This is a genomic window from Nocardia higoensis (assembly GCF_015477835.1).
Taxonomy (GTDB): Bacteria; Actinomycetota; Actinomycetes; order Mycobacteriales; family Mycobacteriaceae; genus Nocardia; species Nocardia higoensis_A.
Window position 1 is genome coordinate 136951 of the sequence record NZ_JADLQN010000002.1, and the last position, 25993, is coordinate 162943.

At 69.9% G+C, this 25993-nt stretch carries 24 protein-coding genes; 14 read left to right on the forward strand and 10 right to left on the reverse strand.

All coding sequences use genetic code 11. The features are described from left to right. Positions 1–14: 14 nt before the first annotated feature. Positions 15–1403: a DNA repair protein RadA gene (gene radA / locus IU449_RS14730; protein ID WP_195002684.1), complete on the reverse strand. Its 1389-nt coding sequence runs from the start codon at positions 1401–1403 to the stop codon at positions 15–17. Positions 1404–1501: 98 nt separating this feature from the next. After that, positions 1502–2140: a hypothetical protein gene (locus IU449_RS14735; protein ID WP_324188256.1), complete on the reverse strand. Its 639-nt coding sequence runs from the start codon at positions 2138–2140 to the stop codon at positions 1502–1504. Between the two features lie 397 nt (positions 2141–2537). On the opposite strand from IU449_RS14735, the gene carD reads away from it, so the two are divergent. The 6 genes from carD to IU449_RS14765 all read left to right on the forward strand — a co-directional run bounded on the left by carD (position 2538) and on the right by IU449_RS14765 (position 7310). After that, a complete protein-coding gene (carD, locus tag IU449_RS14740) occupies positions 2538–3026 on the forward strand; it encodes an RNA polymerase-binding transcription factor CarD (RefSeq protein ID WP_011206964.1) in 489 nt (162 codons plus the stop codon). 19 nt (positions 3027–3045) lie between these two features. Beyond that, positions 3046–3738: a 2-C-methyl-D-erythritol 4-phosphate cytidylyltransferase gene (gene ispD / locus IU449_RS14745; protein WP_195002685.1), complete on the forward strand. Its 693-nt coding sequence runs from the start codon at positions 3046–3048 to the stop codon at positions 3736–3738. Positions 3739–3845: 107 nt separating this feature from the next. Then, positions 3846–4313, forward strand: a complete 468-nt coding sequence (ispF, locus tag IU449_RS14750) for a 2-C-methyl-D-erythritol 2,4-cyclodiphosphate synthase (RefSeq protein ID WP_195002686.1) — start codon at positions 3846–3848, stop codon at positions 4311–4313. 98 nt (positions 4314–4411) lie between these two features. Continuing rightward, positions 4412–5812: a cysteine--tRNA ligase gene (gene cysS, locus IU449_RS14755; protein WP_195002687.1), complete on the forward strand. Its 1401-nt coding sequence runs from the start codon at positions 4412–4414 to the stop codon at positions 5810–5812. Beyond that, complete coding sequence (rlmB, locus tag IU449_RS14760) at positions 5812–6786, forward strand: 23S rRNA (guanosine(2251)-2'-O)-methyltransferase RlmB (RefSeq protein WP_195002688.1); 975 nt, start codon at positions 5812–5814, stop codon at positions 6784–6786. Before cysS ends, rlmB begins: the two co-directional genes overlap by 1 nt. A gap of 248 nt (positions 6787–7034) precedes the next feature. Continuing rightward, a complete protein-coding gene (locus tag IU449_RS14765; protein WP_195002689.1) occupies positions 7035–7310 on the forward strand; it encodes a DUF4190 domain-containing protein in 276 nt (91 codons plus the stop codon). A 21-nt stretch (positions 7311–7331) separates the two neighbouring features. Here IU449_RS14765 and IU449_RS14770 read toward each other — a convergent pair whose 3' ends face one another. The 7 genes from IU449_RS14770 to kstR all read right to left on the reverse strand — a co-directional run bounded on the left by IU449_RS14770 (position 7332) and on the right by kstR (position 15958). Further along, complete coding sequence (locus IU449_RS14770; RefSeq protein ID WP_195002690.1) at positions 7332–8135, reverse strand: enoyl-CoA hydratase/isomerase family protein; 804 nt, start codon at positions 8133–8135, stop codon at positions 7332–7334. 50 nt (positions 8136–8185) lie between these two features. Further along, positions 8186–9355: an acyl-CoA dehydrogenase family protein gene (locus IU449_RS14775; RefSeq protein WP_195003207.1), complete on the reverse strand. Its 1170-nt coding sequence runs from the start codon at positions 9353–9355 to the stop codon at positions 8186–8188. A 96-nt stretch (positions 9356–9451) separates the two neighbouring features. Further along, positions 9452–10330, reverse strand: coding sequence for a metal ABC transporter permease (locus IU449_RS14780; RefSeq protein WP_416382170.1), 879 nt, complete (start codon positions 10328–10330; stop codon positions 9452–9454). Beyond that, positions 10330–11196, reverse strand: a complete 867-nt coding sequence (locus tag IU449_RS14785; RefSeq protein ID WP_324188257.1) for a metal ABC transporter ATP-binding protein — start codon at positions 11194–11196, stop codon at positions 10330–10332. The genes IU449_RS14780 and IU449_RS14785 overlap by 1 nt, the downstream gene beginning before the upstream one ends. A gap of 104 nt (positions 11197–11300) precedes the next feature. Continuing rightward, positions 11301–12317: a metal ABC transporter solute-binding protein, Zn/Mn family gene (locus IU449_RS14790; protein ID WP_324188258.1), complete on the reverse strand. Its 1017-nt coding sequence runs from the start codon at positions 12315–12317 to the stop codon at positions 11301–11303. Between the two features lie 252 nt (positions 12318–12569). Next, a complete protein-coding gene (gene otsB, locus IU449_RS14795) occupies positions 12570–15140 on the reverse strand; it encodes a trehalose-phosphatase (protein ID WP_195002691.1) in 2571 nt (856 codons plus the stop codon). A 182-nt stretch (positions 15141–15322) separates the two neighbouring features. Continuing rightward, on the reverse strand, positions 15323–15958 hold the full coding sequence (kstR, locus tag IU449_RS14800) for a cholesterol catabolism transcriptional regulator KstR (protein ID WP_195002692.1): 636 nt from the start codon (positions 15956–15958) through the stop codon (positions 15323–15325). Between the two features lie 160 nt (positions 15959–16118). Between kstR and IU449_RS14805 the strand changes: the two genes are divergently transcribed. The 7 genes from IU449_RS14805 to IU449_RS14835 all read left to right on the forward strand — a co-directional run bounded on the left by IU449_RS14805 (position 16119) and on the right by IU449_RS14835 (position 23782). Further along, positions 16119–18287 carry an acyl-CoA dehydrogenase family protein gene (locus tag IU449_RS14805; protein ID WP_195002693.1) on the forward strand — a complete coding sequence of 723 codons (2169 nt, stop codon included), beginning with the start codon at positions 16119–16121 and terminating at the stop codon, positions 18285–18287. A gap of 27 nt (positions 18288–18314) precedes the next feature. Beyond that, entirely contained in the window at positions 18315–19403 is a 1089-nt protein-coding gene (locus IU449_RS14810) for an acyl-CoA dehydrogenase family protein (RefSeq protein ID WP_195002694.1), read from the forward strand. Further along, positions 19388–20557: an acyl-CoA dehydrogenase family protein gene (locus tag IU449_RS14815; protein WP_195002695.1), complete on the forward strand. Its 1170-nt coding sequence runs from the start codon at positions 19388–19390 to the stop codon at positions 20555–20557. Before IU449_RS14810 ends, IU449_RS14815 begins: the two co-directional genes overlap by 16 nt. 101 nt (positions 20558–20658) lie before the next feature. After that, on the forward strand, positions 20659–21615 hold the full coding sequence (locus tag IU449_RS14820; RefSeq protein WP_195002696.1) for a bifunctional MaoC family dehydratase N-terminal/OB-fold nucleic acid binding domain-containing protein: 957 nt from the start codon (positions 20659–20661) through the stop codon (positions 21613–21615). Beyond that, complete coding sequence (locus IU449_RS14825; RefSeq protein ID WP_195002697.1) at positions 21612–22058, forward strand: MaoC family dehydratase; 447 nt, start codon at positions 21612–21614, stop codon at positions 22056–22058. The genes IU449_RS14820 and IU449_RS14825 overlap by 4 nt, the downstream gene beginning before the upstream one ends. 13 nt (positions 22059–22071) lie before the next feature. After that, positions 22072–23253, forward strand: a complete 1182-nt coding sequence (locus IU449_RS14830) for a lipid-transfer protein (protein WP_195002698.1) — start codon at positions 22072–22074, stop codon at positions 23251–23253. Between the two features lie 88 nt (positions 23254–23341). After that, positions 23342–23782 carry an NUDIX hydrolase gene (locus IU449_RS14835; RefSeq protein ID WP_195002699.1) on the forward strand — a complete coding sequence of 147 codons (441 nt, stop codon included), beginning with the start codon at positions 23342–23344 and terminating at the stop codon, positions 23780–23782. A 79-nt stretch (positions 23783–23861) separates the two neighbouring features. Here IU449_RS14835 and IU449_RS14840 read toward each other — a convergent pair whose 3' ends face one another. Further along, positions 23862–24464: a TetR/AcrR family transcriptional regulator gene (locus IU449_RS14840; protein ID WP_324188259.1), complete on the reverse strand. Its 603-nt coding sequence runs from the start codon at positions 24462–24464 to the stop codon at positions 23862–23864. Between the two features lie 125 nt (positions 24465–24589). Here IU449_RS14840 and zapE point away from each other — a divergent pair, with 125 nt between their 5' ends. Next, positions 24590–25903 carry a cell division protein ZapE gene (gene zapE, locus IU449_RS29050; RefSeq protein WP_324188260.1) on the forward strand — a complete coding sequence of 438 codons (1314 nt, stop codon included), beginning with the start codon at positions 24590–24592 and terminating at the stop codon, positions 25901–25903. The last annotated feature ends 90 nt before the right edge of the window (positions 25904–25993 follow it).

The following is a 25993-nucleotide window of genomic DNA, read 5'->3' on the forward strand; positions in this document are numbered from 1 at the left end:
CCGAACCCCCGGCCTCACCCCTCGGATCTGGTTCCACGCAGGCCCGCGATGCGCAGCGCCGAGCGCACGTCGCCGACCTCGTGGATGCGGATTCCCTTGACCTTGACCTGCTCCGACCCGGGCGGCACCAGCGCTGTGGTGAACCCGAGGCGCTGGGCCTCGGCGAGCCTGCGCGCCACCCCGGTCACCTTGCGCACCTCACCCGCCAGGCCGACCTCTCCCAGGATCACCCAGCCCGCGGGCAGCGCGGTATCGCATTCGGCGCTGGCGATGGCCAGCGCGATGGCCAGGTCCGCGGAGGGCTCGACCAGGCGCATACCGCCCACCGTGGCGGCGTACACGTCGTGCTTGCCCAGGAACACCCGTCCCCGGCTCTGCAGCACGGCCAGCACCATGGCGACGCGGTTGTAGTCCAGCCCGCTGACCGCGCGGCGGGGCGCGGGAATCTCGGTTCTGACTGTCAGACCCTGCACCTCGCCCACCAGCGGCCGCTTGCCGTCCATCGCGACGGTCACCGCGGTGCCGGAGACCGGGTCGGTCCGGTGGTGCAGGAACAGCCCGGACGGGTCGTCGACGCAGGCGATGCCGTCCTCGTGCAACTCGAAGCAACCCACCTCGTCGGCGCTGCCGAACCTGTTCTTGATGCCGCGCACCATTCGCAGCGTGGAATTCTTGTCGCCCTCGAACTGCAGCACCACGTCCACCAGGTGCTCGAGCGTGCGCGGGCCCGCGACATTGCCGTCCTTGGTGACGTGCCCGACCAGCAGCACCGCGATCCCGCTCGCCTTGGCCAGCGAGGTCAGCGCCGCGGTCACCGCGCGGACCTGGGTGACGCCGCCGATCACGCCGTCGGCATCGGGCGCGAGCATGGTCTGCACCGAGTCGACCACCAGCAGGCTCGGGCGCACCTGCTCGACGTGACCGAGCACGATCGACAGATCCGATTCCGCCGCCAGGTAGACCCGTTCGTGCACCGCACCGGTGCGGTCGGCGCGCAGCCTGACCTGTCCCGCCGATTCCTCGGCGGTGACGTAGAGGGCCTTCTCGCCCGGCCTGCGGGCCCACCGATGGGCCACCTCGAGCAGCAAGGTCGACTTGCCCACGCCCGGCTCGCCGGACAGCAGCACGACCGAACCAGCCACCACCCCGCCGCCGAGCACCCGATCGAGTTCGGACACGCCGCTCGGGCGAGCCTTGGTGATCTGGGAGTCGATGCTCGACAGCGGCGCCGCGGCGGTGCTGGGCAGCATCGCGCGCCTGCCCGGCGCTCCCCCGGACGCCGCGGCGATCGCGGCCACCTCGTCCACCGTGCCCCAGGCGCCGCAGTCGGGGCATTTGCCCACCCATTTGGCCACCTCGTGCGCACAGGCCGAGCACCGGAAGATCGCCTTGGTCTTTGCCACACCGGCACCTTACGCAGCCGTGCCGACAGAACGAGAAAGGCTGCCGCACCGATCGCGACAGCCTTTCTCGTGGTTCGTGTTCCCGGGGGAACGGCCGCTCAGTGGCCGCTCGCGCCCTCGGGGGCGGGACCGGACAGCGGCGACTGCTGACGCTCGGTGTCCACGCCCGCGTCGACGGGGACATCGACCTGCACGGTGCCGTTCTCCTTGAAGTTGAAGGAGACGGTGTAGGTCAGGCCGGGGACGATGTCCTGGGTGAGACCGGTGATCTCGATCTTGGCGGGCTCCGCGGCGTCCTGACCCGCGGAACCCTGCTCGGCGGGGCTCGCCTGGCCGCCGTGGTCGCCCGCGGCGGTGGTGCTGCCCGCGGGGCCGGAGGTGACGATCTCCTGCGGACCGATCTTCAGCGTCTTCTCACCGCCGGCCGGGGTGATGGTCACCTTGCCGAGGTCGGTGGTGACGCTGGTCAGCTCGTCGGGGGTCTCGCCGCTGTTGTTGACGATGGACAGCGCCAGCAGCGCCTTGCCGCCCGCCACATTGGTGTAGCCCTCGCCGGGGTACACGATGTGGACATTGCGCAGGGAGATGTCCTCGACGTCGGCGTGGTTGCCGTTGACCGCCGCCGACTGGTTGGCGGTCTGCGAGATCTGACCCGCGCTGCAGCCGGACAGCGCGAGTGCGGCGCCTGCGGCGAATGCGGCCACCGTCACCATCAGACGTGAGTTCAGGGCAGTCACGGCTTGTCCTCCATGTCGACCGGGCACACTCCGCTACGGAGAGTAGTAACTAGGCAGCGTAGTAGTCGAGTCCCACGCCGGTGCTGCCGGGTGGTCGACCTCGGCCCGGCACCGCAAGCACGGCCTCGGCGACACGGCGGTGTCGACACGCGGCCCAGGCATCCGTTGGATAACGGTTGAGCCGGTCGTGCGGGTTTGCGGCGTGACCGCTGTGGGACCGTCCGCGGGGCGGTGCTGGTGGTGCCCGGTGATAACTCCTTCTGGCACAACGTGATGCACACCGCGCAGGTTCTGTCAACCCCGGCGGAGTCCTCGTTGTGGCCCTGACCTGCACAGTTGATCGCGCCGTTATCGAGTCGCATGTTAAACTGTGAACATCGAAAGGGGCACGGGACACATGATTTTTAAGGTCGGAGACACCGTCGTTTACCCCCACCACGGAGCGGCGCTGATCGAAGCAATCGAGACTCGCACCATCAAGGGTGAGCAAAAAGAGTATCTGGTCCTCAAGGTCGCCCAGGGCGATCTGACCGTACGCGTTCCCGCGGAAAATGCCGAATACGTCGGCGTCCGCGACGTCGTGGGCCAGGAGGGTCTCGATCGGGTCTTCCAGGTGCTACGCGCGCCGCACACCGAGGAGCCGACCAACTGGTCCCGTCGCTACAAGGCCAACCTGGAGAAGCTCGCCTCCGGCGATGTGAACAAGGTGGCCGAGGTCGTTCGCGACCTGTGGCGTCGTGAACAGGACCGCGGTCTTTCCGCCGGTGAGAAGCGCATGCTGGCCAAGGCCCGGCAGATTCTGGTCGGTGAGCTCGCGCTCGCCGAGGGCACCGACGACGGCAAGGCCGAGACCCTGCTCGACGAGGTCCTCGCCGCGGCGTCCTGACGCCACCGCCGATCGATCGATGAACAACACCGACAGCGACGTTCCCGTCGTTGCCTTGGTACCTGCCGCCGGCCGCGGCGTCCGCCTGGGTGAGGAATCTCCCAAGGCGTTCGTTCCGGTCGGCGGCACGCCCATGGTCCGACTCGCCGTGGATGGTCTGCTGGCCTCCGGGGTGGTCGACCGCATCGTCGTGATGGTTCCCGCCGAATTCTCCGAGCGTGCAGTCGCCCTGCTGCCGCCCTCGGATGCCGTGCGGGTCGTGATCGGCGGCGCCGAGCGCACCGATTCGGTGCGTGCCGGACTCGCCGACGCGCCGGATGCCGGATATTTCCTGGTGCACGACGCCGCCCGCGCTCTGACGCCGCCCGAACTCATCGGGCGAATCGTCGGCGAATTGCGGGCAGGCCACCGTGCCGTGATTCCGGTGCTTCCGGTGGTCGACACCATCAAATCCGTGGACGCCGACGGCCTTGTCACCGGCACTCCCGATCGGGCCGCGCTGCGCGCTGTCCAGACACCCCAGGGCTTCGCCGCCGATCTCCTGCGCGCGGCCTACACGAGCGATGTGCCCGCCACCGATGACGCCGGTCTGGTCGAGCGCCTCGGCGCCGCGGTGCGCACCGTGCCGGGAGATCCGCTGGCCTTCAAGATCACCACCCCGCTGGACCTCCGGCTGGCGGAGACACTGATCTCCCACCGCGCCGCACTGTGAGCCCGGTCGGCGGATGCCGCCCCGGACACACCGGGTCGCCGCATCACCGCGAGGGGCCACGCCCGGCCGTGTACGACCACGCCCGCGCGATGTGAGACGGTCTGAGCATGCGAGTGGGAATCGGCAGCGACGTGCACCCGATCGAGCCGGGCCGGCCGTGCTGGATGGCCGGGCTGTTGTTCGAGGACGCCGACGGCTGCGCCGGGCACTCCGACGGTGACGTGGCAGCGCACGCCCTCTGCGACGCGCTGCTGTCCGCCGCCGGGCTCGGTGACGTCGGCGCGGTCTTCGGCACCGGCCGTCCGGAATGGGCAGGCGTCTCCGGGGCGGCCATGCTCACCGAAGTGCGCAGGCTGCTCGCCGAGGCCGGGTTCGAGATCGGCAATGCCGCGGTGCAGGTGATCGGCAACCGGCCCAAGATCGGCCCCCGTCGCATCGAAGCCCAGCGGCTGCTCGGCGAGTTGCTCGGCGCTCCTGTCTCGGTGTCGGGGACCACGACCGACGGGCTCGGCCTGACCGGTCGGGGCGAGGGTGTCGCGGCCGTCGCCACGGCGCTGATCAGGCCGCGGGCCTGAGGCGCGTGCGGCTCGGGTGACGGGCATATAGCACCGCCGAGGCGTCGAGTCGAGCCGGGGCACGAACGCCCTGCTACCACCGACTAGGATCGACCCCCGTGACACTGCGCCTCTTTGACACCGAAAGCCGAACCATGCGCGAATTCGCGCCGCTGGTTCCCGGCCGCGCTTCGGTGTACTTGTGTGGTGCCACCGTGCAGGGCGAACCCCATATCGGTCATGTGCGTTCCGGCGTCGCCTTCGATGTGCTGCGACGGTGGTTGCAGGCACACGACTACGACGTCTGGTTCATCCGCAACGTCACCGATATCGACGACAAGATCCTCAACAAGGCCGCCGAGGCGGGCCGCCCCTGGTGGGAGTGGACCGCCACCTACGAGCGGGCCTTCGACCGCGCCTACGACCTGCTCGGTGTGCAGCCGCCCTCGGCCGAACCGCGCGCCACCGGCCACATCACCCAGATGGTCGAACTCATGCAACGCCTGATCGATCGCGGGCACGCCTACGCTTCCGCGGGCAACGTCTACTTCGACGTGCAGAGCTACCCGGATTACGGCTCGCTGTCGGGGCACAAACTCGACGACGTCAACCAGGGCGAGAGCGCGGGCGAGGGCAAGCGCGACCAGCGCGACTTCACGATGTGGAAGGCCGCCAAGCCCGGTGAGCCGCACTGGCCCTCGCCGTGGGGGCCGGGCCGTCCCGGCTGGCACCTGGAGTGCTCGGCGATGGCCGGGTTCTATCTCGGCCCCGAATTCGACATCCATTGCGGCGGCTTGGATCTGGTGTTCCCACACCACGAGAACGAGATCGCCCAGTCCAAGGCCGCCGGTGACGGTTTCGCCCGGTACTGGCTGCACAACGGCTGGGTGACCATGGGCGGGGAGAAGATGTCCAAGTCCCTGGGCAATGTGCTCTCCGTGCCGAATGTGCTGACCAAGGTGCGCGCGGTGGAACTGCGCTTCTACCTGGGCAGCGCCCACTACCGCTCGATGCTCGAGTACTCCGACAAGGCGCTCGAGGACGCCGTCGCCGCCTACCGTCGCATCGAGGCGTTCCTGCACCGGGCCGCCGCACAGGTCGGGGATATCCCGGTCGGCAAGTGGACCGACGCCTTCGCCGAGGCGATGGACGACGATCTCGCGGTGCCGCGCGCGCTGGCCGAGGTCTTCCGCGTGGTACACGAGGGCAACAAGGCGCTGGAGTCGGGGGCTGTCGACACCGTCGCGGAACTGGCCGGTGAGCTGCGCGGCATGCTGTCGATCCTCGGGGTGTGCCCGTTCGATCCGCAATGGCAGGGCGCGCAGGAGGATTCGGGGGCCGAGCAGGCGCTCGACAGCCTGATCCGCGCCGAGCTCGAGCGTCGCTCGCAGGCCCGCGCGGACAAGGACTGGGCCACCGCCGACGCGGTGCGCGACCGTTTGCAGGCCGCAGGCATCGACGTGACCGATACCCCGAACGGCCCGGAATGGTCGCTGAGCGCTGGTGGAAAGGCGAACTGATGGCAGGCAATTCGCAGAGACGCGGCGCGGTGCGCAAGGGCGGTACCAAGAAGGGGCAGGTCGTCGGCTCCGGCGGCAAGCGCAGGCGCGGCCTGGAGGGCCGGGGCGCGACCCCGCCCGCTGAGGCGCGCACCAAGCATCCCGCGGCCAAGCGCGCCGCGGCCGCGGCCAAGGCGGCGGCGCGGTCGGGTTCGCGCAGCGGGCCGGGTCGTCCGGCGGGGCGTAAGCATGACGATGGTCCCGAATTGGTCCTCGGCCGCAATCCGGTGGTGGAGTGCCTGCGCGCGGGCGTGCCCGCGACGGCGCTGTACGTCGCGGTGGGCGCCGAGAACGACGAGCGGCTCAGCGAGAGCGTGCAGCTGGCCGCCGACGCGGGTATCTCGATCCTGGAAGTGCCGCGCACCGACCTGGACCGGCTGAGTTCCAACGGCCTGCATCAGGGCATGGCGCTGCAGGTGCCGCCGTACCGGTACGCCCATCCCGACGATCTGGCCGAGCTGGCGCGGACCTCCGCCCAGCCCGCCCTGCTGGTCGCGCTGGACAACATCTCCGATCCGCGCAATCTGGGCGCGGTGATCCGTTCGGTGGCCGCGTTCGGCGGGCACGGTGTGGTCATCCCGCAGCGGCGCAGCGCCAGCGTCACGGCGGTGGCCTGGCGCACCAGCGCGGGCGCGGCGGCCCGGCTGCCGGTCGCGCGGGCGACGAATCTGACTCGCACGCTGAAGGATTGGGCCGACCAGGGCATGCGGATCATCGGTCTGGACGCCGGTGGCGACACCACGCTCGACGATCTGGACGGCAGCGATCCCACCGTCATCGTGGTCGGCTCGGAGGGTAAGGGACTCTCACGTCTGGTCCGCGAGACCTGTGACGAGGTGCTGAGCATTCCGATGGCGGGTCCGGTCGAGTCGCTCAACGCCTCGGTCGCGGCGGGTGTGGTGCTCGCCGAGATCGCCCGTCAGCGCCGGGGCTGACGACCGTCGTCGGCCCCGTCGAGGTCGGCGCTCGGGGGTCCGGCGTTGCCGTCCGTTGCCTCCGGTGTCCTGATCACTTTGTGCGACAAGGGCTTTCGGTCGCCTGACCGCAGCGCCGGCCCGTGGACGCTCGGCGGGCGCCGCGCCGACGCGGCCCGGGCCGGAACCGGGGCTCGGCGGGACGCGGCACCGACGCTCGGGAGGGTAAAAGACGCGCGAATGCGCTCGGGCCCCGTAGAATTCGGGTGGTGGTGATACCCAATCAGCCCCCCGGTTCGCCGGTCGAGCATCCGCACGCTACGGCGGTGTTGTTCCTCGGCGCGGCGAGCATCCTCTGCTGTGGCGCGTTCGGTCCGGTGGCATGGGCGCTGGGTAAGCGTGCGCACGACCAGATCGAGGCATCCGGCGGTGGGCTCGGCGGCCGGGCGCAGGTCGCGGTCGGCTACACCCTGGGGGTCATCGGCACGATTCTGATGATCTGCATGGCCGTGCTGTTCGGATTGATGCTGCTCGGGGGTGGCTGAGCGGGCCGGTCGGGCGGTCGCTCAGTCCAGGCTCGGCCGTTCGGAAGTGCTGTCCCAGGTCGGCCATTCGGTGCTCACCCGCCCGCTCCAGTCGGGCTGACGCCGCTCGCGGAAGGCCGCCATCGCCTCGCCGCCGTCGACGCTCTTCGCGACGTGCTCGTTGAGGTCGGTCTCCAACCGGCCGACCATCGCCGGGCTCATGCCCAAGCTCTCCCACAACAGTCGCTTGGACAGCGCCACCGGCAGCGGCGCGGACCCATTGGCGAGGTCGTGGGCCACCGACATCGCGGTCGGCAGTACTTCGCCGCCCGCCAGGCAAGAGTTGGCCAGGCCCATCGCGACGGCTTCCTCGCCGTCGAAGGTACGGCCGGTGAGCATGATGTCGGCGGCATTGGCGATGCCGACCAGGCGCGGCAGCGTCCAGTGCGCGTAGCCGTCGGCGATCACGCCGCGGCGCACCTGGGTGAGGCCGTAGACGGCGTCGCGGGCCAGGTAGCGCAGGTCGCACTGCAGGGCCAGCGCCAGGCCCAGACCCACCGCGTGCCCGTTGACGGCTGCGATCACCGGCTTGCGGACCCGCCACGGCGCGGGCTCGATGGTCGCGCTGACCTCGCCCACGCGCTGCGACAGGTCCGCGCCCGCGCAGAACGCGGGCGGGGTGCCGGTGATGACCACGGCTCGGATCGCGTCCTCGGCATCGCACCTGGCCAGCGCCGTACCGAGTTCCGCCGCCATGGCGGGAGTGAAGGCGTTCTGCTGGGCGGGACGATTGAGGGTGAGGACGGCGATGCCCGCTGAGACATCGACGAGCAGTTCCGAACTCATGGGGGGATGGTAGCCGAATTCGTCGCCGGACAAGTCGGCGCCGAATGCGCTCAGCGCAGAATCTTGCGGCCGATGGCGTACTTGTGGACCTCGGTCGGACCGTCGTAGAGGCGGAAGGCGCGCATGTCGCGGAAGATCATCTCCACCACGGTCTCATCGCTGATGCCGATGCCGCCCAGCACCTGCACCGCCCGGTCGGCGACCTTGAACAGCTCCTCGGACACGTAGGACTTGGCCATCGAGCTCTCGTGGCGGGCCTTCTCGCCCTGGTCCATCAGCCAGCAGGCGTGCCAGATGGTCAGGCGGCACTGGTGCAGGGCGATCTCGTTGTCGGCCAGCATGAACGACACGCCCTGGTGCTCGCCGATGGTCTTGCCGAAGGCGGTGCGGGTCTTGGCGTGGTCGACGGCGATGCTCTGCACGCGCTCGGCCGCGCCCAGCCAGCGCATGCAGTGCGTCAGGCGCGCCGGGGCCAGCCGCAGCTGGGCGTAGCGCAGCGCCTGGCCTGCTTCACCGAGCAGCGCCGACTTCGGCAGCGTCAGGTTGTCGAACCGCACGACGCCGTGGCCCTGGACGTAGTTGCGGTCCATGGTGTTCATGGTGCGCTCGATGACGATGCCGGGTTGGTCGCCGTCGGTCAGGAACAGCGTCGGACCTTCCGGCAGGTGCGGGTTGGCGGCGAGGCGCGCCATGATGATCCAGGTCTTCGCGCCGTTCGCGCCGGTGATGAGCCACTTGTGGCCGTTGATCACGAAGTTCTCGCCGTCGAACACCGCCTCGGTGGACAGCTGGCCGGGGTCGGAGCCCGCGCCGCCCGGCTCGGTCATGGCGAACACCGAGCGCTGGTGGCCGTTGATCACCGGCATCAGGTAGGTGTCGATCTGCTCGGAATTCGCGATCTTGCCGAGCAGGTACATATTGCCCTCGTCGGGCGCCGCGCAGTTCATCGCCACCGGGCCGAGGGTGGACCAGCCCGCCGCTTCGTAGATGACGGCCTGCTCGACGTGGGTCAGGTCGCGGCCGCCGAGGGCCTCCGGCGCCTGCACGGTGAGCAGCTTCTCGGCGCGCGCCAGCTCCACGAGTTCCTGGCGCAGCTCGTCGGTGGGACCGTGCGCGGTCAGGCGCGGGTCGCGCTCGAACGGGACGATCTTGTCGATGACGAATCGGCGGACTCGGTCGCGTTCGGCGGCGAGTTCGGACGGAATCGAGAAGTCGATCACGGTGGCAACCATTCGTTCGGTGGACGATTGTGATGAGCATACGAAACCGCCGGTGCCCTATTGATGGCGAGTGCCATCAATTCGCCGGGTGTGTTGTCAGGCCGCGACCGGACGAGCGCGCCGCGCCGAGGTGCGCCGGGCGCCGACCATCCGGCAGATCAGGTAGATCAGGAACGAGATGGTGGTGACGAAGGTGGACACCGGAACGCCCGGCGCCAGCGAGAGCAGGATGCCGCCGACCGCGGCCAGCTCCGCGAAGACGATCGACAGCACCGTCGCCCGCACCGGATCGGCGGTCAGCTGCGCGGCCGCGGCGGCCGGGGTGATCAGGATGGCCAGCACCAGCAGTGCGCCCACGATCTGCACACCGAAGGCGGCGGTGACGCCGAGCAATACGGCGAAGATCACCGCGAGCGCCCGTACCGGCACTCCGCGCGCGAGCGCGACCTCCGGATCGGAGCTGGCGAACAGCAGCGGGCGGTAGATCGCCGCCAGTACCGCGAGCACCACGACGGTGGCCGCGACGAGCATCGCCAGACCGCTGTAACCAACACTGACGACTTGACCGGTCAGCAGCGAGAACTTCGAGCCCGCGCGTTCGGGGCCGAGCCACAGGAACAGCACCGACAGGCCGAGGCCGAAGGACAGCACCACCGCGATCACCGAATCGCGTTCGCGCGCTTTGGTGCCGAGCACGCCGAACAGCACCGCCGCCACCACCGAGCCCGCGATCGCGCCGAATCCGACGCCCACCCCGGCCAGCAGCGCCGCGGCCGCGCCGGTCAGCGACAACTCGCTGGTGCCGTGCACCGCGAACGACATCTGCCTGCTGATGATCAGCGGTCCGATCGCGCCCGCGAGCAGCCCGAGCAGGGCCGCCGCGAGCAGGGCCTGCTGGACGAAGTCGTAGCCGAGCAGGTCGACGGTGGTGGAGAAGTCGAACATCTTGCCCAGGACGTCGGCGAGTTTGTCCATCAGGCGTGGACTCCGCTCTGGGGGTTCTCGGCGTGACAGTGTTCGGCGCCCGCCGAGCCGAGGGCGTCGAGGGTGTCCCCGGTGCCGACGACCACCAGTCGCCCGCGCACCCGCAGCACATCGACCTCGGTGCGGTAGAGCTCGGAGAGCACCTCCGAGGTCATCACCTCGTCGGGCGCACCGATCCGGAACCGACCGTCGACCAGGTACAGCACCCGGTCCACCAGCGGCAGAATCGGATTGATCTCGTGGGTGACGAACACGACCGCGGTGTCATGGGTGCGCCTGCGCCGATCGATGAGTTCGGCGACCAGCCGCTGATTGGCCATGTCCAGGCTCAGCAACGGCTCGTCACACAACAGCACTTCGGGATCGCCGACCAGCGCTTGCGCCACCCGCAGTCGCTGTTGCTCGCCGCCGGACATCAGTTCCAGCGGCGCGTGCGCGTAGTGCTGTGCGCCGACCGCGGCGACCGCCTCGGCCACCTTGCGTTTGCGTGCGCCGCGTCCGCGCAGGCCGAGGCCCCATCGGTGCCCGTCGACCCCGAGTCCGACCAGATCGACTCCGCGCAACTGCACGCCCGCGTCGATGGTCTTCTGCTGCGGGATGTAGCCGATGTCGGCATGGCCGGTCCGGGCGGGCGTGCCGACGACCTCGGCCGTGCCCGCGGTCAGCGCCACCTGTCCCAGCAACACCTTCAGCAGGGAGGTCTTCCCGCTGCCGTTCGGGCCGAGCACCGCGACGAACTCACCGGGAGCGATGTCGAGATCCAGGCCGTTCCACAACGTGCGTTCGCCGAAGCCGAGTTCGGCGCCGCGCAGGCGGATCGCGGGCACGGCGTCATCGCGCCGGGAGCGGCGTGGCACGGCGGCGGGTGTGGTGGTCGGTTCGTTCGGCTCGGTCAGCGCTGCTCCCAGGCGGAATGCTGTGGACAGGGGTGGGACGGGTCGTGCGGGGCACGGTCCGGCGACTACCGCGACAGGGCGGTGGCCAGTGCCTCGGCGTTGCGGGTCTGCCACCGAATGTAATCCAGGCCCTCGGGCAGGGTTTCGGTCACCTCGACAACGGGGATGCCCGCGGCCTCGGCGGCAGCCCGGACATCCTTGGTGGTCTTGTCCTCGGTCTGCACGTTGTAGACCAGCGCGCGCACCTGACCGCTCGCGATCAGCTCGCGTACGGCGGCCACGGCGGCCGGTGCGGGATCGGTACCCTGCTCGATCGCTTCCTGGAATTCGGGCGGGGTGCGGTCCTCGGCGCCCGCGGCCGACACCAGGTAGGAGGCCAGCGGCTCGGTCTGCAGTACCGGCTGTCCCGGACGCGTGGCGGCGATCCGGCCGGTGATCTCCTCGACAGCGGCCAGACCACCGGCGAAAGCGGCGGCGCGGCCCGCGTAGGCGGCGGCGTTCTCGGGGTCGAGTTCGCCCAGGGACTCGGCGATGCGCTCGGCGACCTCGCCCGTGACGTGGGTGTCGTACCAGACGTGTTCGTTGCTGTGATCGTGCTCGGTTTCGCTGCCGTGTCCCGCTTCACCGGCGTGTCCCGCTTCGTCGGCGTGATCGGGTTCTCCGGAGTGCGCGTGCTCGCCGTGTTCCTCGCCCGCGGCGGTGTCACCCGCCGCGCCGCCGGCGATGGCGACGGCCTCGACCGTGGGCTTGTTCTTCCCCTCGATGGCCTCGGCGATGAACTCGTCGTAGTGCCCACCGTTGTAGACGATCAGGTCGGCGTCGGAGATCTGGGCGGCCTGGACGGCGGTGACCTCGAAGGAATGCGGATCGGCGCCGGGATCGGAGATCAGTGCGGTGACCTCGGCGTCGGGGCCGGCGACCGTGGCGGCGATGTCGCCCCACACATTCGTGGAGGCGACCACGCTGATCCGGCCGGAATCGGCCGCATCGGTGGTGCACGCGGTCGCAGCCGCGATCGTCAGGGCGGCGACGGCCACGGCACTGCTCGCCGTGCCCGCGAACCGGGCAATCTTCTTGGTCACGCTGGGTACTCCACTCACGGCAAGCCAAAAACGGAAACGATTACCATAAACGGTAGCGCATCGGGCTGGTCGTGTCGCGACCGGTTGCCGAGGTTGTGCTCGAAGCCACCGGAGGTTGCGGCTGCGGCCGCACGACACCGGCGCTCACGGACAGGCGTGGACTCGGTGACACCGGTTCGACGCCGACGGCCCCGTGACCGACGAGTGTGGTCACGGGGCCGCCGCAGTGGGACGAACAGTCGAGGCGAGGGCTCAGACGAGCGCCTGCACCGGCTGGGAGAGCAACTGGGCGCAACGCAGCAGGCCGAGGTGGCTGTAGGCCTGCGGGTGGTTGCCCAGCGAGCGCTCGGCGACCGGGTCGTACTCCTCGCTGAGCAGACCGGTCGGGCCCGCCACGTCCACCAGCTGGGCGAACAGCGCTTCGGCGTCGGAGCGCTTGCCGATCAGCAGATACGCCTCGACCAGCCAGGCCGCGCACAGATGGAACCCGCCCTCGCCGCCGGGCAGGCCGTCGTCGTGGTGGTACCGGTAGACCGTGGAACCGCTGCGCAGCTCGGCCTCGGTGGCCACCACGGTGGCGGCGAAGCGCGGATCGGAGGGATCGATCAGGCCGGACAGACCGATGTGCAGGGTCGCCGCGTCCAGATCGGTGCCGTCGTAGGCCGCGGTGTAGGACTGCACGTCATCGTTCCAGCCCTTGGCCTTGACCTCGTCGGCGATGGTGTCGCGCAGCGACTCCCACGCCGGGTCGGCATCGCGATCGAAGCGCTTGGCCAGGGTGAGCGCGCGGTCGATGGTCAGCCAGCCCATGACCTTCGAGTACACGTGATGGCGCGGGTTGCCGCGGATTTCCCAGATGCCGTGGTCGGGCTCGGTCCAGCGTCGCTGGACGGCCGAGACCATCGCGCACACGAGCTCCCAGTCCGCGTCGGGCAGGACGGCGCTCGGGGCGGTGACGCCCTTCTTCTCGCGCGCGTGCGCCAGCGCCGAGATCAGGTCGACGATGGGGCCGAAGACGTCGAGCTGCACCTGCATGTTCGCCGCGTTGCCGACACGCACCGGGCGCGAACCCGCGTATCCGGGCAGCTGGTCGATCACGGCCTCCGGCGGCAGGGTTTCGCCGTAGATCGTGTAGAGCGGATGCAGTCGTTCAGGGCCGGGGATGGTCTCGAGCACCCGGTGCACCCAGCCGAGGAACTGATCGGCTTCTTCCAGTGAGCCCAGCGTGACGAGGGCCTGCGCGGTGAGCGCGGCGTCGCGCAGCCAGCAGTAGCGATAGTCCCAGTTGCGCACGCCGCCGATGTCCTCGGGCAGCGAGGTGGTGGCCGCGGCCAGGATGGAACCCGACGGTGCGTGGACCAGCCCGCGCAGGGTGAGTGCCGAACGCTTCATCAGGTCCGGCTTCAGCGGCGGCAGATCCAGGGTGGCGGCCCAGTCCCGCCAATAGGCCTCGGCGATCCGCCTGCGCTCGGCCTCGCTGGTCCTGGACGGCTCCAGATCGCTGGTTCCGCAACGCAGTTCGAGCATGACCGGGCCCTCGGACGGATCGACCACCGCGGTGGCGACGTCGTGGTTGCCCTCGTTCTCGATCGTCCAGCGCACCCCGCGCGAACGCAGCACCATCGGATCATTGGTGCCGCGCACCCGCAGACCGCCGTCGACGGCCTCGATACTCACCGGCACCTGACCGAATTCCGGACGGGGGGCGAAGGTGACCACGGCCTTGGCGTGACCGGTGATCACGCGGGTCAGGTCGGTGCGGGTGGGAGCGACGTCGTGGGGCAGGTAATCGGTGACCTGCAAACTGGCCCAACGTGTTTCGACGGTCATCGTGCCGTCGACATAGCGCTGCGACAGCGGCAGCCCGGGACGCTGCGGCGCGACGCTGAAATGCCCGGCCTGTGGTCCACCGAGCAGATGGGCGAACACCGCCGCCGAATCGGGCTCGGGGTGGCAGAACCAGGTGACGGTGGCGTCGGGGGTCAGCAGCGCGACCGAGCGCGGGCTGGCCAGCATGGTGAGCCGCTCGATGCGCGGCGCGCTGGCGCCCGCCAGCCAGGTGCGTCGCTCCTCGAGCAGATAGGCCAGCGCGCGGGAGACGGCTTCGGTGCTGTCGACCCGGTACTTCGCCAGGCTCTCGCCATCGCCGACCTTGATGCCGATGTCGGGGCCGGACAGCGCCCGGAAGGCTTTCTCGTCGGTGACGTCGTCGCCGAAGAACACCGCGGCGGTCGCGCCGTGCTGATGGCGGACGGTGTCGAGTGCGGTGCCCTTGTCGGTGTTGATGACGGCCAGCTCGATGACCGCTTTACCCTCGGTGACCTGCACGCCGACCCAGCGCGCCGGTCCGAGCCGCGCGGCGTCCAGCGCGCGGCGGGCGATCTCCGGCGCGGCATTGCGCACATGCAGCGCGATGCTGGCCGGCTTGACCTCGATGGTGGTGCCCGGGTTGTCGGCGGAGATCTCGCCGAGCACCCCGTAGACCTCGCGCAGCAGCTGTTTGGCATCGGCGTCGATCGCGTGCACGAAGCCGATGTCGAATTCCGAACCGTGGCTGCCGATCAGCTGGACTTCGACGGGTAGACGCGAGAGCGCCGCCAGGTCGCGTAACGCGCGCCCGGAGATGACGGCGGCGGTGGTGCCGGTCAGGCCGGCGAGGGCGCGTAGCGCGCTCACCGACTCCCAGTGGGGAGTCGCCTTGGACGGGTCGGAGACGATCGGGGCGAGCGTTCCGTCGTAGTCCGAGGCGACCAGCAGTCTCGGTTCGCGCGCGACCGTCGACAGTGCACGGCGAAGTTCTTGTGGCAGATCCTGTGCGCTCACGCATCCAACCTAATGATCGGAGGGGGATGTTTCACGGGCGGGCAGAACAATACTGTGTTGAATTTGCCGCACCACATCGCGCCGGTCGGTGTGCGCTCGATAGACAGCCCAGATCAACCGATTCGGCCGGTTAACGCACAAGTAACCGGCGGGTAACCTCGTGGTGGAACCGCTCGCCCTGGCTACCTCTGATCGCCGAGTAGTAGATCGACGGTCAGCTCCAGCCTATCGCTGACGTCGGTGGCCGAGGCGCGGCGGGTGAGCCAAGCCACAAGATTCGACAGCCACACGTCGCTGATGACGCGGGCGATGGCCAACTGGCGGTCGTCGGGCTCGCCGTCGTTCATGGCGCGGGCGAACACCCGGTCCATCACCTTGCCCACCCGATCGACCTCGGCGGCCGCCGACGCGTCGGCGAACATGAAGGCTCTGGTCATCGCCTCGGTGAGCAGCGGGTCGCGCTGCATCATCCGGGTGATCTGGGTCAGCAGCAGATGCATGCGCTCGTGCGGCGACGCCCCGGGCAGCGGCTTGCGCTTGCCCTCGAACTGCTCGAATTCGCGTGCCAGTGCCGAGACGAGCAGATGCACCTTGGAAGGGAAGTAGCGATACAGCGTGCCCACGGCGACGTCGGCGCGCTCGGCGACCGCGCGCATCTGCACCGCGTCGTAGCCGCCCTTGGAGGCCAGCGCCAGCGTCGCGTCCAGGATCCGCTTGCGGCGCTCCCGCTGCGCAGCCGAACTCAGCTCGTCCTCGCTCAACGTGGTGACCGTCGCGGGACGAGATGCGGCGGGCTGTGGTCGGGAGGGGCTGGCCATGGGATGTGAGTCCTTTCCGCCAATGGTGGTTTCGGCTGCCTGGCCGACGCCGTCGCGCCGGAGTCGTGCCGGTCGCAGGCCCTCTCTTGACTTGACACCGGCACGGATATTAGAACATGTTCTAGGTGTGGGAGTCACGCCGGGAAGGGCGGTATGGACTGTGACCATCGCCACCACTGACGAGCATAAAGCCGTCCAGGAGTCGATGCGCGGGTGGGCCGGTTCGGTCCGTCCGATTGCAACAATGCGGGCCGAGCCGACCGGGTTCTGGCGCGGGTACTGGCCCGCCCTCGCCGATCTCGGGGTGTTCCGCGTCGCGGTCGCCGAGGAGGCGGGCGGCGCGGGCGCGACGGTCGCCGACCTGGCGGTGCTGCTCGAGCAGGCCGCCCACGATCTGGTCGGTGGACCGGTGCTGACCACCGCGCTGGCGAACCTGGTCACCGCGGGCGCGCTCGCCGAAGACCAGCCCTGCGGGGTCGCCGTCGACCCTACCGCCGCCGATCTCGTCGGCGGCAACGAACTTTCGCCCGGACCGGGGGCGGGCACCCTGACCGGTAGCTGGCCGCAGGTGCTCGGCGCTGAGCCCGGTACCGCCGTTCTGCTGCCGATTCGCGCGTCGGAGGCACCCGGGGGAGTGCGCTGGTGCCTGCTGCCGCCGGACGCGCCCGGCCTGCGCATCGAAGCGCTGACTCCCACCGATCCGAGCGTCCCGCTGGCCCGCGTGCACTGCGCGCAGACCCCGGTCGCCGAGGATCAGGTGTTCACCTCGCCGCATCCGGTCGAGGATCTGCTGGTGGTGCTGGCCGTCGCCGAACTGGCCGGGCTGGCGGGCTGGTGTCTGGACACCGCCGTCGAGTACGCGAAGGTGCGCGAGCAGTTCGGCCGCAAGATCGGTTCCTTCCAGGCTGTCAAGCACATCTGCGCCTGGATGCTGTGCCGCACCGAGCTCATCCGCGCCGTCGCGCTCGACGCCGCCGCCGCGGTGGACGAGGGCGGCGAGGAACTGCCGATCGCCGCCTCGATCGCGGCGGCCATCGCGCTGGACGCGGCCGTGGAGACCGCCAAGGACTGCATCCAGGTGCTCGGCGGCATCGGCTTCACCTGGGAGCACGACGCCCACTTCTACCTGCGCCGGGCCACCGCGCTGCGCCAGCTGCTCGGCGGTGGTCCGCGCTGGCGGGCCAGGGTCACCGAACTCACGCGGGCCGGCCACCGGCGCACCACCGGCGCCGACCGGGTGCTCGCCGCCGACGGCGTCGAGGTCGACGGCACCGCCGCCACCGGCCTGGCCGAAGAAGTCGCCGCGATCGCCGCGCTGCCCGCCGACCAGCAGCGCGACGCCATGGTCGACGCCGGTTTCGTCATGCCGCACTGGCCGCGCCCCTACGGTCGCGCGGCCGACCCGATGACCGGCTTGATGATCTCCGAGGAACTGCGCCGCGCGGGCCTGACCGCTCCCGATCTGGCGATCGGCGGCTGGGCGGTGCCCACTCTGCTCCAGCACGGCACCCAGGAGCAGATCGACCGGTTCGCCTGGCCGACGCTGCGCGGCGAGGTCGTCTGGTGTCAGCTGTTCAGCGAACCCGAGGCCGGCTCGGATCTGGCCGCACTGCGTACCACCGCGACCAAGGTCGAGGGCGGCTGGCGGCTGCGCGGTCAGAAGGTGTGGACCTCGCTGGGGGATCGCGCCAACTGGGGGATCTGCCTGGCGCGCACCGATCCCGAGGCGCCCAAGCATCGCGGTATCAGCTACTTCCTGGTGGACATGCGCAGCGAAGGGCTGCAAGTGCGCCCGCTGGTGCAGATCACCGGTGAGGCGCGGTTCAGCGAAGTCTTCCTCGACGACGTCTTCGTGCCCGACGACTGTGTGGTCGGCGCGCTGAACAACGGCTGGAAGATCGCTCGCTCCACGCTGTCCGCCGAACGGATCGCCATGGGCGGCAACGGGATCGGCCGCGCGCTCGAGGAGCTGATCGCCAAGCTGCCCAGCACAGGTCCCGGCTCGGAGCTGATCGCCGACCGGCTCGGCGGCTTCGTCGCCGAGGCCATCGGCGGACTGCTGCTCGAACAGCGCGCGGCGCTCACCGTGCTCGCCGGCGGTGACGCGGGCGCGCAGAGCAGCGTGCGCAAGCTGGTCGGGGTGCGCCATCGGCAGGCGGTGGCGGAGTTCGCGGTGGAGAGCTCGGGTCCACTGGGCGCGCAGGAGACCGCCGAGGTCACCGAATTCCTGCTCACCCGCTGCCTGTCCATCGCCGGTGGCACCGAGCAGATCCTGCTCACCGTCGCCGCCGAGCGGATTCTCGGGCTGCCCCGCGACGCGGTCGGCTAGCCGCACAAGTCAACTGGGAGAACAACCGTGGATTTCACCAGGGACGAGGGCCAGGACGCCGTGGCCGAAGTCGTCGTCGGCCTGCTCGAACGAGAACAGGCACGCGACTTCGGGCTGTGGCCCAGCCTCGTCGAGACCGGTCTGCTCGTCCTCGCGCTGCCGGAACGCTTCGGCGGCGACGACATGGGATTGCCGGAGATCTCGGTGCTGCTCACCGAGCTCGCCACCGACGCCGTCGCCGTGCCCGCGCTGCCCACGCTCGGTTTCGGCCTGTTGCCATTGCTGCCGATGCTGCCGGATGCGGTCGCCGAGGTCGTCTATCCGGCGATCGCCCAGGGCGCGATCCTCACCGCCGCGCTCAGCGAACCCGGCGACCCGTTCACCACCTCACCGAAGACCACCGCGGTCGCCGACGGGGACGTGGTCCGGGTGAGCGGGCACAAGATCGCCGTGCCCTACGCCGACGAGGCTCGCTGGCTGCTGATCCCCACCGACGCGGGCATCGCGCTGGTCGACGGCGACGCACCGGGGCTGACCCGCACCGCCTCCCCGGCCTCCGGCGGCCTGCCCGAGGCCACCGTGCGGCTGGACAACGTGCAGATCCCGGCGGAGCGTCTGCTGCCGGGCGATCTGGCCGACCTGCACCGGTACGCGGTCGCGGCGATCGGCTCGGCGGCCGACGGATTGCTCGAGGGCGCGTTGAAGCTCACCGCCGAGCATCTGCGCACCCGGCGCCAGTTCAACCGGCCGCTGGCCGAATTCCAAGCCGTCGCCCAGCAGGTCGCCGACCTGTACGTGGTCTCGCGCACCCTGCACGCGGTCGCCGCCTCGGCGACCTGGGCGCTCGCGCAGGTCGCGGCCGCGCAGCCCACGCCGGGAGCAGACGATCAGGACCATCGCGCGCGTGTCGACGACGACCTCGACGTGCTGGCCTATACCGTGACCGCCGAGCTGCCCGCCGCCATGCAGAAGTGTCACCACCTGCACGGCGGGCTCGGCGTCGACATCACCCATCCGATGCACCGCTACTACTCACAGGCCAAGGATCTCGTCCGCTGGCTCGGCGGTGAGTCGCTGCGCCTGGACCGTCTAGGAGCAAGATGTTCATCGATCTGACCGCCGAGCAGCGTGCGCTGCGCGACGAATTGCGTTCCTACTTCGCCGATCTCGTCACGCCCGAGGAAGAGGCGGAGATGGCGATCAACCGCCACGGCGACGCCTACCGCGCGGTGGTGCGCCGGATGGGCAGCGACGGCTGGCTCGGCGTGGGCTGGCCCAAGGAGTTCGGCGGGCAGGGCTTCGGTCCGGTCGAACAGCAGATCTTCTACAACGAGGCGGTGCGCGCCGATGTGCCGCTGCCGCTGGTGACGCTGCTGACCGTCGGCCCCACCCTGCAGACCTACGGCACCGAGGAGCAGAAGCAGAAGTTCCTGCCCGGCATCCTCAGCGGCGACATCCACTTCGCGATCGGCTACTCCGAGCCGGAGGCCGGCACCGATCTTGCCGCGCTGCGCACCAGCGCGGTCCGCGACAGCAGCGGCGACTGGATCGTCAACGGCCAGAAGATCTTCACCACCGGCGCGCACGAAGCCGACTACGTCTGGCTGGCCTGCCGCACCGGCACCGTGGAGTCGCGTCACCGCGGGATCACCATCCTGATCGTGGACACCTCCGACCCCGGCTACTCCTGGACGCCGATCATCACCTGCGACGGCGCCCACCACACCAACGCCACCTATTTCGACAATGTGCGCGTGCCCGCGAACATGCTCGTCGGCGAGGAGAACCGGGGCTGGCGGCTGATCACCACCCAGCTCAATCACGAGCGGGTCGGGCTGGGTCCGTCCGGCAAGATCGAGCAGCTCTACGACCGGATGCGCGACTGGGCGAAGAGTCAGGGCGCGCTCGCCGAACCGGACGTGCGCCGGGCACTGGCCAAGGTGCACTCGATGGTGCGGCGCAACGAACTGCTGAACTGGCAGGTCGCGGGCACCGCCGAACGCGCCGACGCCGACCAGGCGCAGGTCATCGCCGACGCCTCGGCGACCAAGGTGTTCTCCACCGAATCGCTGCAGGAGGCGGGCAGGCTGGTCGAGGAAGTGGTGGGCCGCTTCGGCGACCCGGCCGATCCCGCGACCGCCGAGCTGATGGGCTGGCTGGACCGGCGCACCAAACAGAACCTGGTGGTCACCTTCGGCGGCGGCGTCAACGAGGTCATGCGTGAACTGGTCGCCACCGCCGGGCTGAACCTGCCGCGCGTGCCGCGCTGAACGCCGGGCTCCCACCCCGGCGTTTCGCCCCAGCGGCAGCACCTACGCGGCTGGACAACACAGCAGCACACCGAAGCATTCGACAAGAAGGAGCCGTGCGCGTGCCGGAAACCGCAACGCCGGAGGACATCGCGGCCGCCGCCGAGAAGATCATCGCGGCGGGGGAGTCCGCGCCGCGCCTGGCGCGCGACCCGGTCAACCAGCCCATGATCAACAACTGGGTGGAGGCGATCGGCGACACCAACCCGATCTACGTCGACGACGCGGCCGCCCGCGCCGCCGGCCACCCCGGCATCGTCGCCCCGCCCGCGATGGCCCAGGTGTGGACCATGCTCGGACTCAACGGCGTCCGCCCGCCCGACGACCCGATGACCGCCACCAACGACCTGCTCGACGCCGCGGGCTACACCTCGGTGGTGGGCACCAACTGCGAGCAGATCTACCACCGCTACCTGGTGCCCGGCGAGCAGGTCACCGTGACCAGCAAGCTCGACTCCTGCACCGGCCCCAAACGCACCGGCCTGGGCGAGGGCTGGTTCGTCACCTACCGCACCTGCTGGTACGTCGGCGACGAACTGGTCACCGAGATGTTGTTCCGCATCCTGAAATTCGCGCCCGAGACAGCGGCCGCGCAGCCGCCGCCGGAGGCGAAGGACAAGCCCGCCGGGGATCGCGTCAAACCGCTGGTCTCGCACGACACCGAGTTCTTCTGGGAAGGAACGAAACTCGGCGAACTGCGCATCCAGAAGCTGCCCGACGGCTCGCTGCGGCACCCGCCTGTCCCGGCGATCTGGAAGGACAAGTCCGAGCAGACCGACTATGTCGTGGCCACCGGCCGGGGCACCGTCTTCAGCTACGTGGTGCACCACGCGCCGAAGGTGCCGGGGCGGCAGCTGCCGTTCGTCGTCGCCCTGGTCGAACTGGACGAAGGCGTGCGGATGCTCGGTGAACTGCGCGGCATCGATCCCGCGGACGTGCGGGTCGGGCTGGCGGTCGAGGTCGGCTTCGAACAGCTCGACGACGACGCCACGCTGCCCTACTGGAAGGTGAGCTCATGACCCCGACCACTGCGGTGTCGCCGTTTCCCACCGGCGTCGAGGTGGGCACGGCCCTGCCCGAGCTGGTGATCCACGCCGATCCCACCTTCGTGATCAGCACGGCGCTGGCCACCCGCGATTTCCAGGATGTGCACCACGACCGCGACAAGGCGGTCGCGCGTGGATCGAAGGACATCTTCGTCAACATCCTCACCGACACCGGTCTGGTGCAGCGCTTCGTCACCGACTGGGCGGGTCCGCGCGCCATCGTGAAGTCCATCGCCCTGCGGCTGGGCGTCCCGCTCTACGCGGGCGACACCCTGACCCTCACCGGCACCGTCACCGAGATCTCCGGTGGCGACCTGACCATCGCCGTCATGGGCCGCGACAGCCTCGGCGACCACATCACGGCGACCGCGGTCATCGCCGTCAACAACGGTTTCGCCGGAGGCAGTCATGAGTGAGCCGGAGGCAGTGATGAGTGAACAGCGACCGCTGAGCCGCCGCGCCGCCATCGTGGGGATCGGCGCGACCGACTTCTCCAAGGAGTCCGGCCGTAGTGAACTGCGCTTGGCCGCCGAGGCGGTCACCGCCGCGCTCGCCGACGCGGGATTGACCCCCGCCGACGTGGACGGCCTGACCACGTTCACCATGGACAACAACACCCAGGCCGCCGTCGCCCGCGCCACCGGTATTCCGCAGCTGAGGTTCTTCAGCCACATCGGCTACGGCGGCGGCGCGGCCTGCGCGACCGTCCAGCAGGCCGCGATGGCGGTGGCCACCGGAGTCGCCGACGTGGTCGTCGCCTACCGCGCCTTCAACGAACGCTCGGTGTCGCGCTTCGGCCAGTTCTCCACCGCCCTGGCGACCGCGCCCACCTCCTCGGGCATCGACGCGGGCTGGTCCTACCCGCACGGCCTGGGCACACCCGCCGCGCAGGTGGCGATGGTCGCCCGCCGCTACATGCACGTCTACGGCGCCACCAGCGCGGATTTCGGCCGCATCGCCGTCGCCGACCGCAAGCACGCCGCCGTCAATCCCGACGCCTTCTTCTACGGCAAGCCGATCACCCTCGACGACCATCAGAACTCCCGGTGGATCGCCGAGCCGCTGCACCTGCTCGACTGCTGCCAGGAGTCCGACGGCGGTGTGGCGATCGTGGTGACCAGCGTCGAACGCGCCCGCGACCTGCCCCACCGTCCCGCGGTGATCGCGGGCGCGGCCCAGGGCAGCGGCGCCGACCAGTACGTCATGACCAGCTACTACCGCGACGCGCTCACCGGTCTGCCGGAGATGGGCCTGGTCGGCGAACAACTCTGGGCGCAGAGCGGTCTCGGCCCGCAGGACATGCAGGCCGCCATCCTCTACGACCACTTCACCCCCTTCGTCCTCATGCAGCTCGAGGAACTCGGCTTCTGCGCCCGCGGCGAAGCCAAGGACTTCATCGCCGACGGCGCCATCGAGATCGGCGGCCGCCTGCCGCTCAACACCCACGGCGGCCAGCTCGGCGAGGCCTACATCCACGGCATGAACGGCATCACCGAAGCGGTCCGTCAGATCCGCGGCACGTCGGTCAACCAGGTCGACGCGCTGGAGAACATCCTGGTCACCGCGGGCACCGGCGTCCCCACCTCGGGCCTGGTCCTCAGCGCGAACTGAGCCGGAGCGCCTTGTCGCCGCGGAGGGAAGCAGGTCGGGCTTCGCATACCGTGGCGGCGTCGATCCGCCCCAGGCGAGGAGTTTCCGAATGAGCGTCCAGCACTTCGTCGATGTGCACGTCCTGCTGATGCGCGATCGGTCGGTGCTGTTGAGCAGGCGGCGTAGCGGCGACGAGTTCGACGGTCTCTGGCATCTGCCCGCCGGGAAGCTGGAGGAGGGCGAGTCGGCGAGAGCCGGTGCGGTGCGGGAGGCTTTCGAGGAGATCGGTGTGCGCATCGACCCGGCCGAGTTGCGGCTGGTGCACACCGCCCATGTCGTCGACGTGGGCAGGCCCGATCGGCTCGGGCTGTTCTTCCAGGCGCGGCGCTGGGCGGGCGAGCCGGAGAATCGGGAGCCCGGCAAGTGCTACGAGCTGCGCTGGTTCCCGCTCGACGCGTTGCCGGAGGACATCATCGCCTACCCGGCCGCGGGCATCCGTGGCGCGCTCACCGGCGAGATCTATTCCGAACTCGGCTGGCCCGCTGATTGATCCGCGCTTGCTGCTCTCACATCGGCTGATTCGGCGCTGATTGCTGATCGGCGGCGCTACTTGCCGATTCGGCGCCGCGTCACCGAGTTCGGAGACCGCGCAGGTAGTTTCCGATGAGGCCGGAGAGTTGTTCGACGCTGTCGGCCGTGCCGGGCGCCAGCGCGCGGCGCCTACCGGCGAACCGGTCGAACACCGCGCCCTCGAGCATGGCAACGAAGTCCTCGGCCGCCCGCCGATCCTCGATTCCCCATGCCGAGAACAGCTCTCGCGCCCGCTCCACCGAGAACAGGGCGCCTGCCAGCCGGTCGCGCACCTGTTGGTCGGTGTGGCCGTCGACGATCAGCGTGTGCCGGGCGAGCAGGTCCGCCCGCCGGGTGCGCAGCAGCCGGTCCAGCCATGCGGCGACGCCGCGCGTCACCTCGGTGGTGGACGGCTCGGCGTCCGCGCCGTCGAGGCCGAGATCCGCGGCCTCGAATTCTGTGCGTGAGCGTTCCGTTATCCGGTCGGTGACCGCCATGAGCAGGGCGGCCCTGGTGCGGAAGTAGTAGGACACCGAGCCGGGCGGCAGGTCGAGGGCATTGTCGAGGGCGCGATGCGTGAGCGCGCGCAGCCCGTGCTCGGCGATCACCGAGACGGCCGCGTCCGCGATCCGGGAACGCCGGTCCGCTGTGGATATTGTCACCCGCTCTGTTCTCCGATCGAAGTCATCCTCTACAACTGTAGAGGATGACTCTACGGTTGTAGAGAGAAGGAGCTCCGATGTGCATTCGAGCGTGTAGACAGTCTCGGCAGAAGGAGATCGGGCCGGTGAGTGCGGCTGAGCGGGAAGGCGACCGTCCAGGGGCGGGGCAGTCGGCGCCGACGGGAGAGGCGGTGGACAGCGGGCGCGGCTCCCGCCGATTCGACCTCGACGCGGCCCAACGCGCGGCGGCGGATCGCCTGGCCGCCCTGCTCGACAGGCGCGGACATCCACGGCGGGGCGGCGGCGGGGTCTACCTGTACGGCCCGCCCGGTCGCGGGAAGACGATGCTGATGGACCGGTTCTTCACCGGTACCTTCTCGAAACGCAAGCGCCGCTGGCACTTCCACGAGTTCTTCGCGCACTTGCACGCCGCCGCCACGACGACGAGCACGGTCGCCGACGCGGTTACCCGGCTGATCGGCGATGCCGAACTGATCTGCTTCGACGAATTCCACGTCCACGACATCGGCGACGCGATGCTTGTCGCGCGCCTGCTCGACGCCGTGTTCGATCGTCGCGTTCCGCTCGTTGTCACCTCGAACTACCCGCCCGCGGATCTGCTCCCCAACCCCTTGTTCCACGACCGCTTCCTGCCCGCTATCGCCCGCATCACCGAGCACATGACAGTGGTCGCGCTCGACGGCCCACAGGACTATCGTCGCCTCCGAGCCGAGGTCGCGCGCCATCGGGCAGCGGGCACTGTCATGCCGAGCCATGGTCCTCAGACCCTCGCGGACCAGCTCCCCGGCGGCGTTGTCGAGCGGATGGACGATCTGGGGGACGAGCGGGCGGAGGTTTACGGGGCAGGCGGGGCCCGGTTGCGCGGCACGGCGCCGCCGCCGACCGGACCCGCCTGTGCAGGGAGCGGCTCTGGTAAGGACGGGCTCCGGAGGAGTGTGGCCGGTGTGGCGCGGATCCACGGCAGGCGGGCCGACGGCCCGGACCCGTGCACCGGTTTCGCGGCGGGTATCTATTCGGTCGGCGGAACTCCGTCCTTCCCCGGGACAACAGTTGTCCGCGTCGGTGCCCGCGCGTTCACGGTGCGCAGCGCTGCGAACGCCACGCTCGCAGCGGATTTCGCCGAACTGTGCGGCGCCGAACTCTCCGCCGCCGACTATGTGGCCCTCGCCGCGCGGTTCGAACGCTGGATCGTCGTCGGCGTCCCCCGACTGCGCGAAGTGCCGCCGGATCAGGCGATGCGCTGGGTGAATCTGGTCGACGTCCTCTACGACGCCGACCGCACACTCACCGTCCACGCCGCCGTCCCGCTCGAGGAACTGGCGACCGGTGTCGCGCGGGTCGCGGGAGTGGCCGATCTGGGCCGGACGGTGAGTCGGCTCTATGAAATCTCACACCATCGTGACGCCCGGGCTGGATGATCGCCGGAATGCCGCCGACCTGCGGCTAAACCGCAGCTACCGGCTGGTACGAAGTCTGCCATTCGGCTCCGGCCGCACCGTCCGGCATGT

Bases quoted from the DNA above. Each gene is read 5' to 3' on its own strand.
- carD (WP_011206964.1), top strand. From the start codon at position 2,538: ATGATTTTTAAGGTCGGAGACACCGTCGTTTACCCCCACCACGGAGCG.
- ispD (WP_195002685.1), top strand. From the start codon at position 3,046: ATGAACAACACCGACAGCGACGTTCCCGTCGTTGCCTTGGTACCTGCC.
- ispF (WP_195002686.1), top strand. From the start codon at position 3,846: ATGCGAGTGGGAATCGGCAGCGACGTGCACCCGATCGAGCCGGGCCGG.
- rlmB (WP_195002688.1), top strand. From the start codon at position 5,812: ATGGCAGGCAATTCGCAGAGACGCGGCGCGGTGCGCAAGGGCGGTACC.
- IU449_RS14770 (WP_195002690.1), bottom strand. From the start codon at position 8,135: ATGAGTTCGGAACTGCTCGTCGATGTCTCAGCGGGCATCGCCGTCCTC.
- IU449_RS14780 (WP_416382170.1), bottom strand. From the start codon at position 10,330: ATGGACAAACTCGCCGACGTCCTGGGCAAGATGTTCGACTTCTCCACC.
- kstR (WP_195002692.1), bottom strand. From the start codon at position 15,958: ATGGCCAGCCCCTCCCGACCACAGCCCGCCGCATCTCGTCCCGCGACG.
- IU449_RS14815 (WP_195002695.1), top strand. From the start codon at position 19,388: ATGTTCATCGATCTGACCGCCGAGCAGCGTGCGCTGCGCGACGAATTG.
- IU449_RS14825 (WP_195002697.1), top strand. From the start codon at position 21,612: ATGACCCCGACCACTGCGGTGTCGCCGTTTCCCACCGGCGTCGAGGTG.
- IU449_RS14830 (WP_195002698.1), top strand. From the start codon at position 22,072: ATGAGTGAACAGCGACCGCTGAGCCGCCGCGCCGCCATCGTGGGGATC.
- IU449_RS14835 (WP_195002699.1), top strand. From the start codon at position 23,342: ATGAGCGTCCAGCACTTCGTCGATGTGCACGTCCTGCTGATGCGCGAT.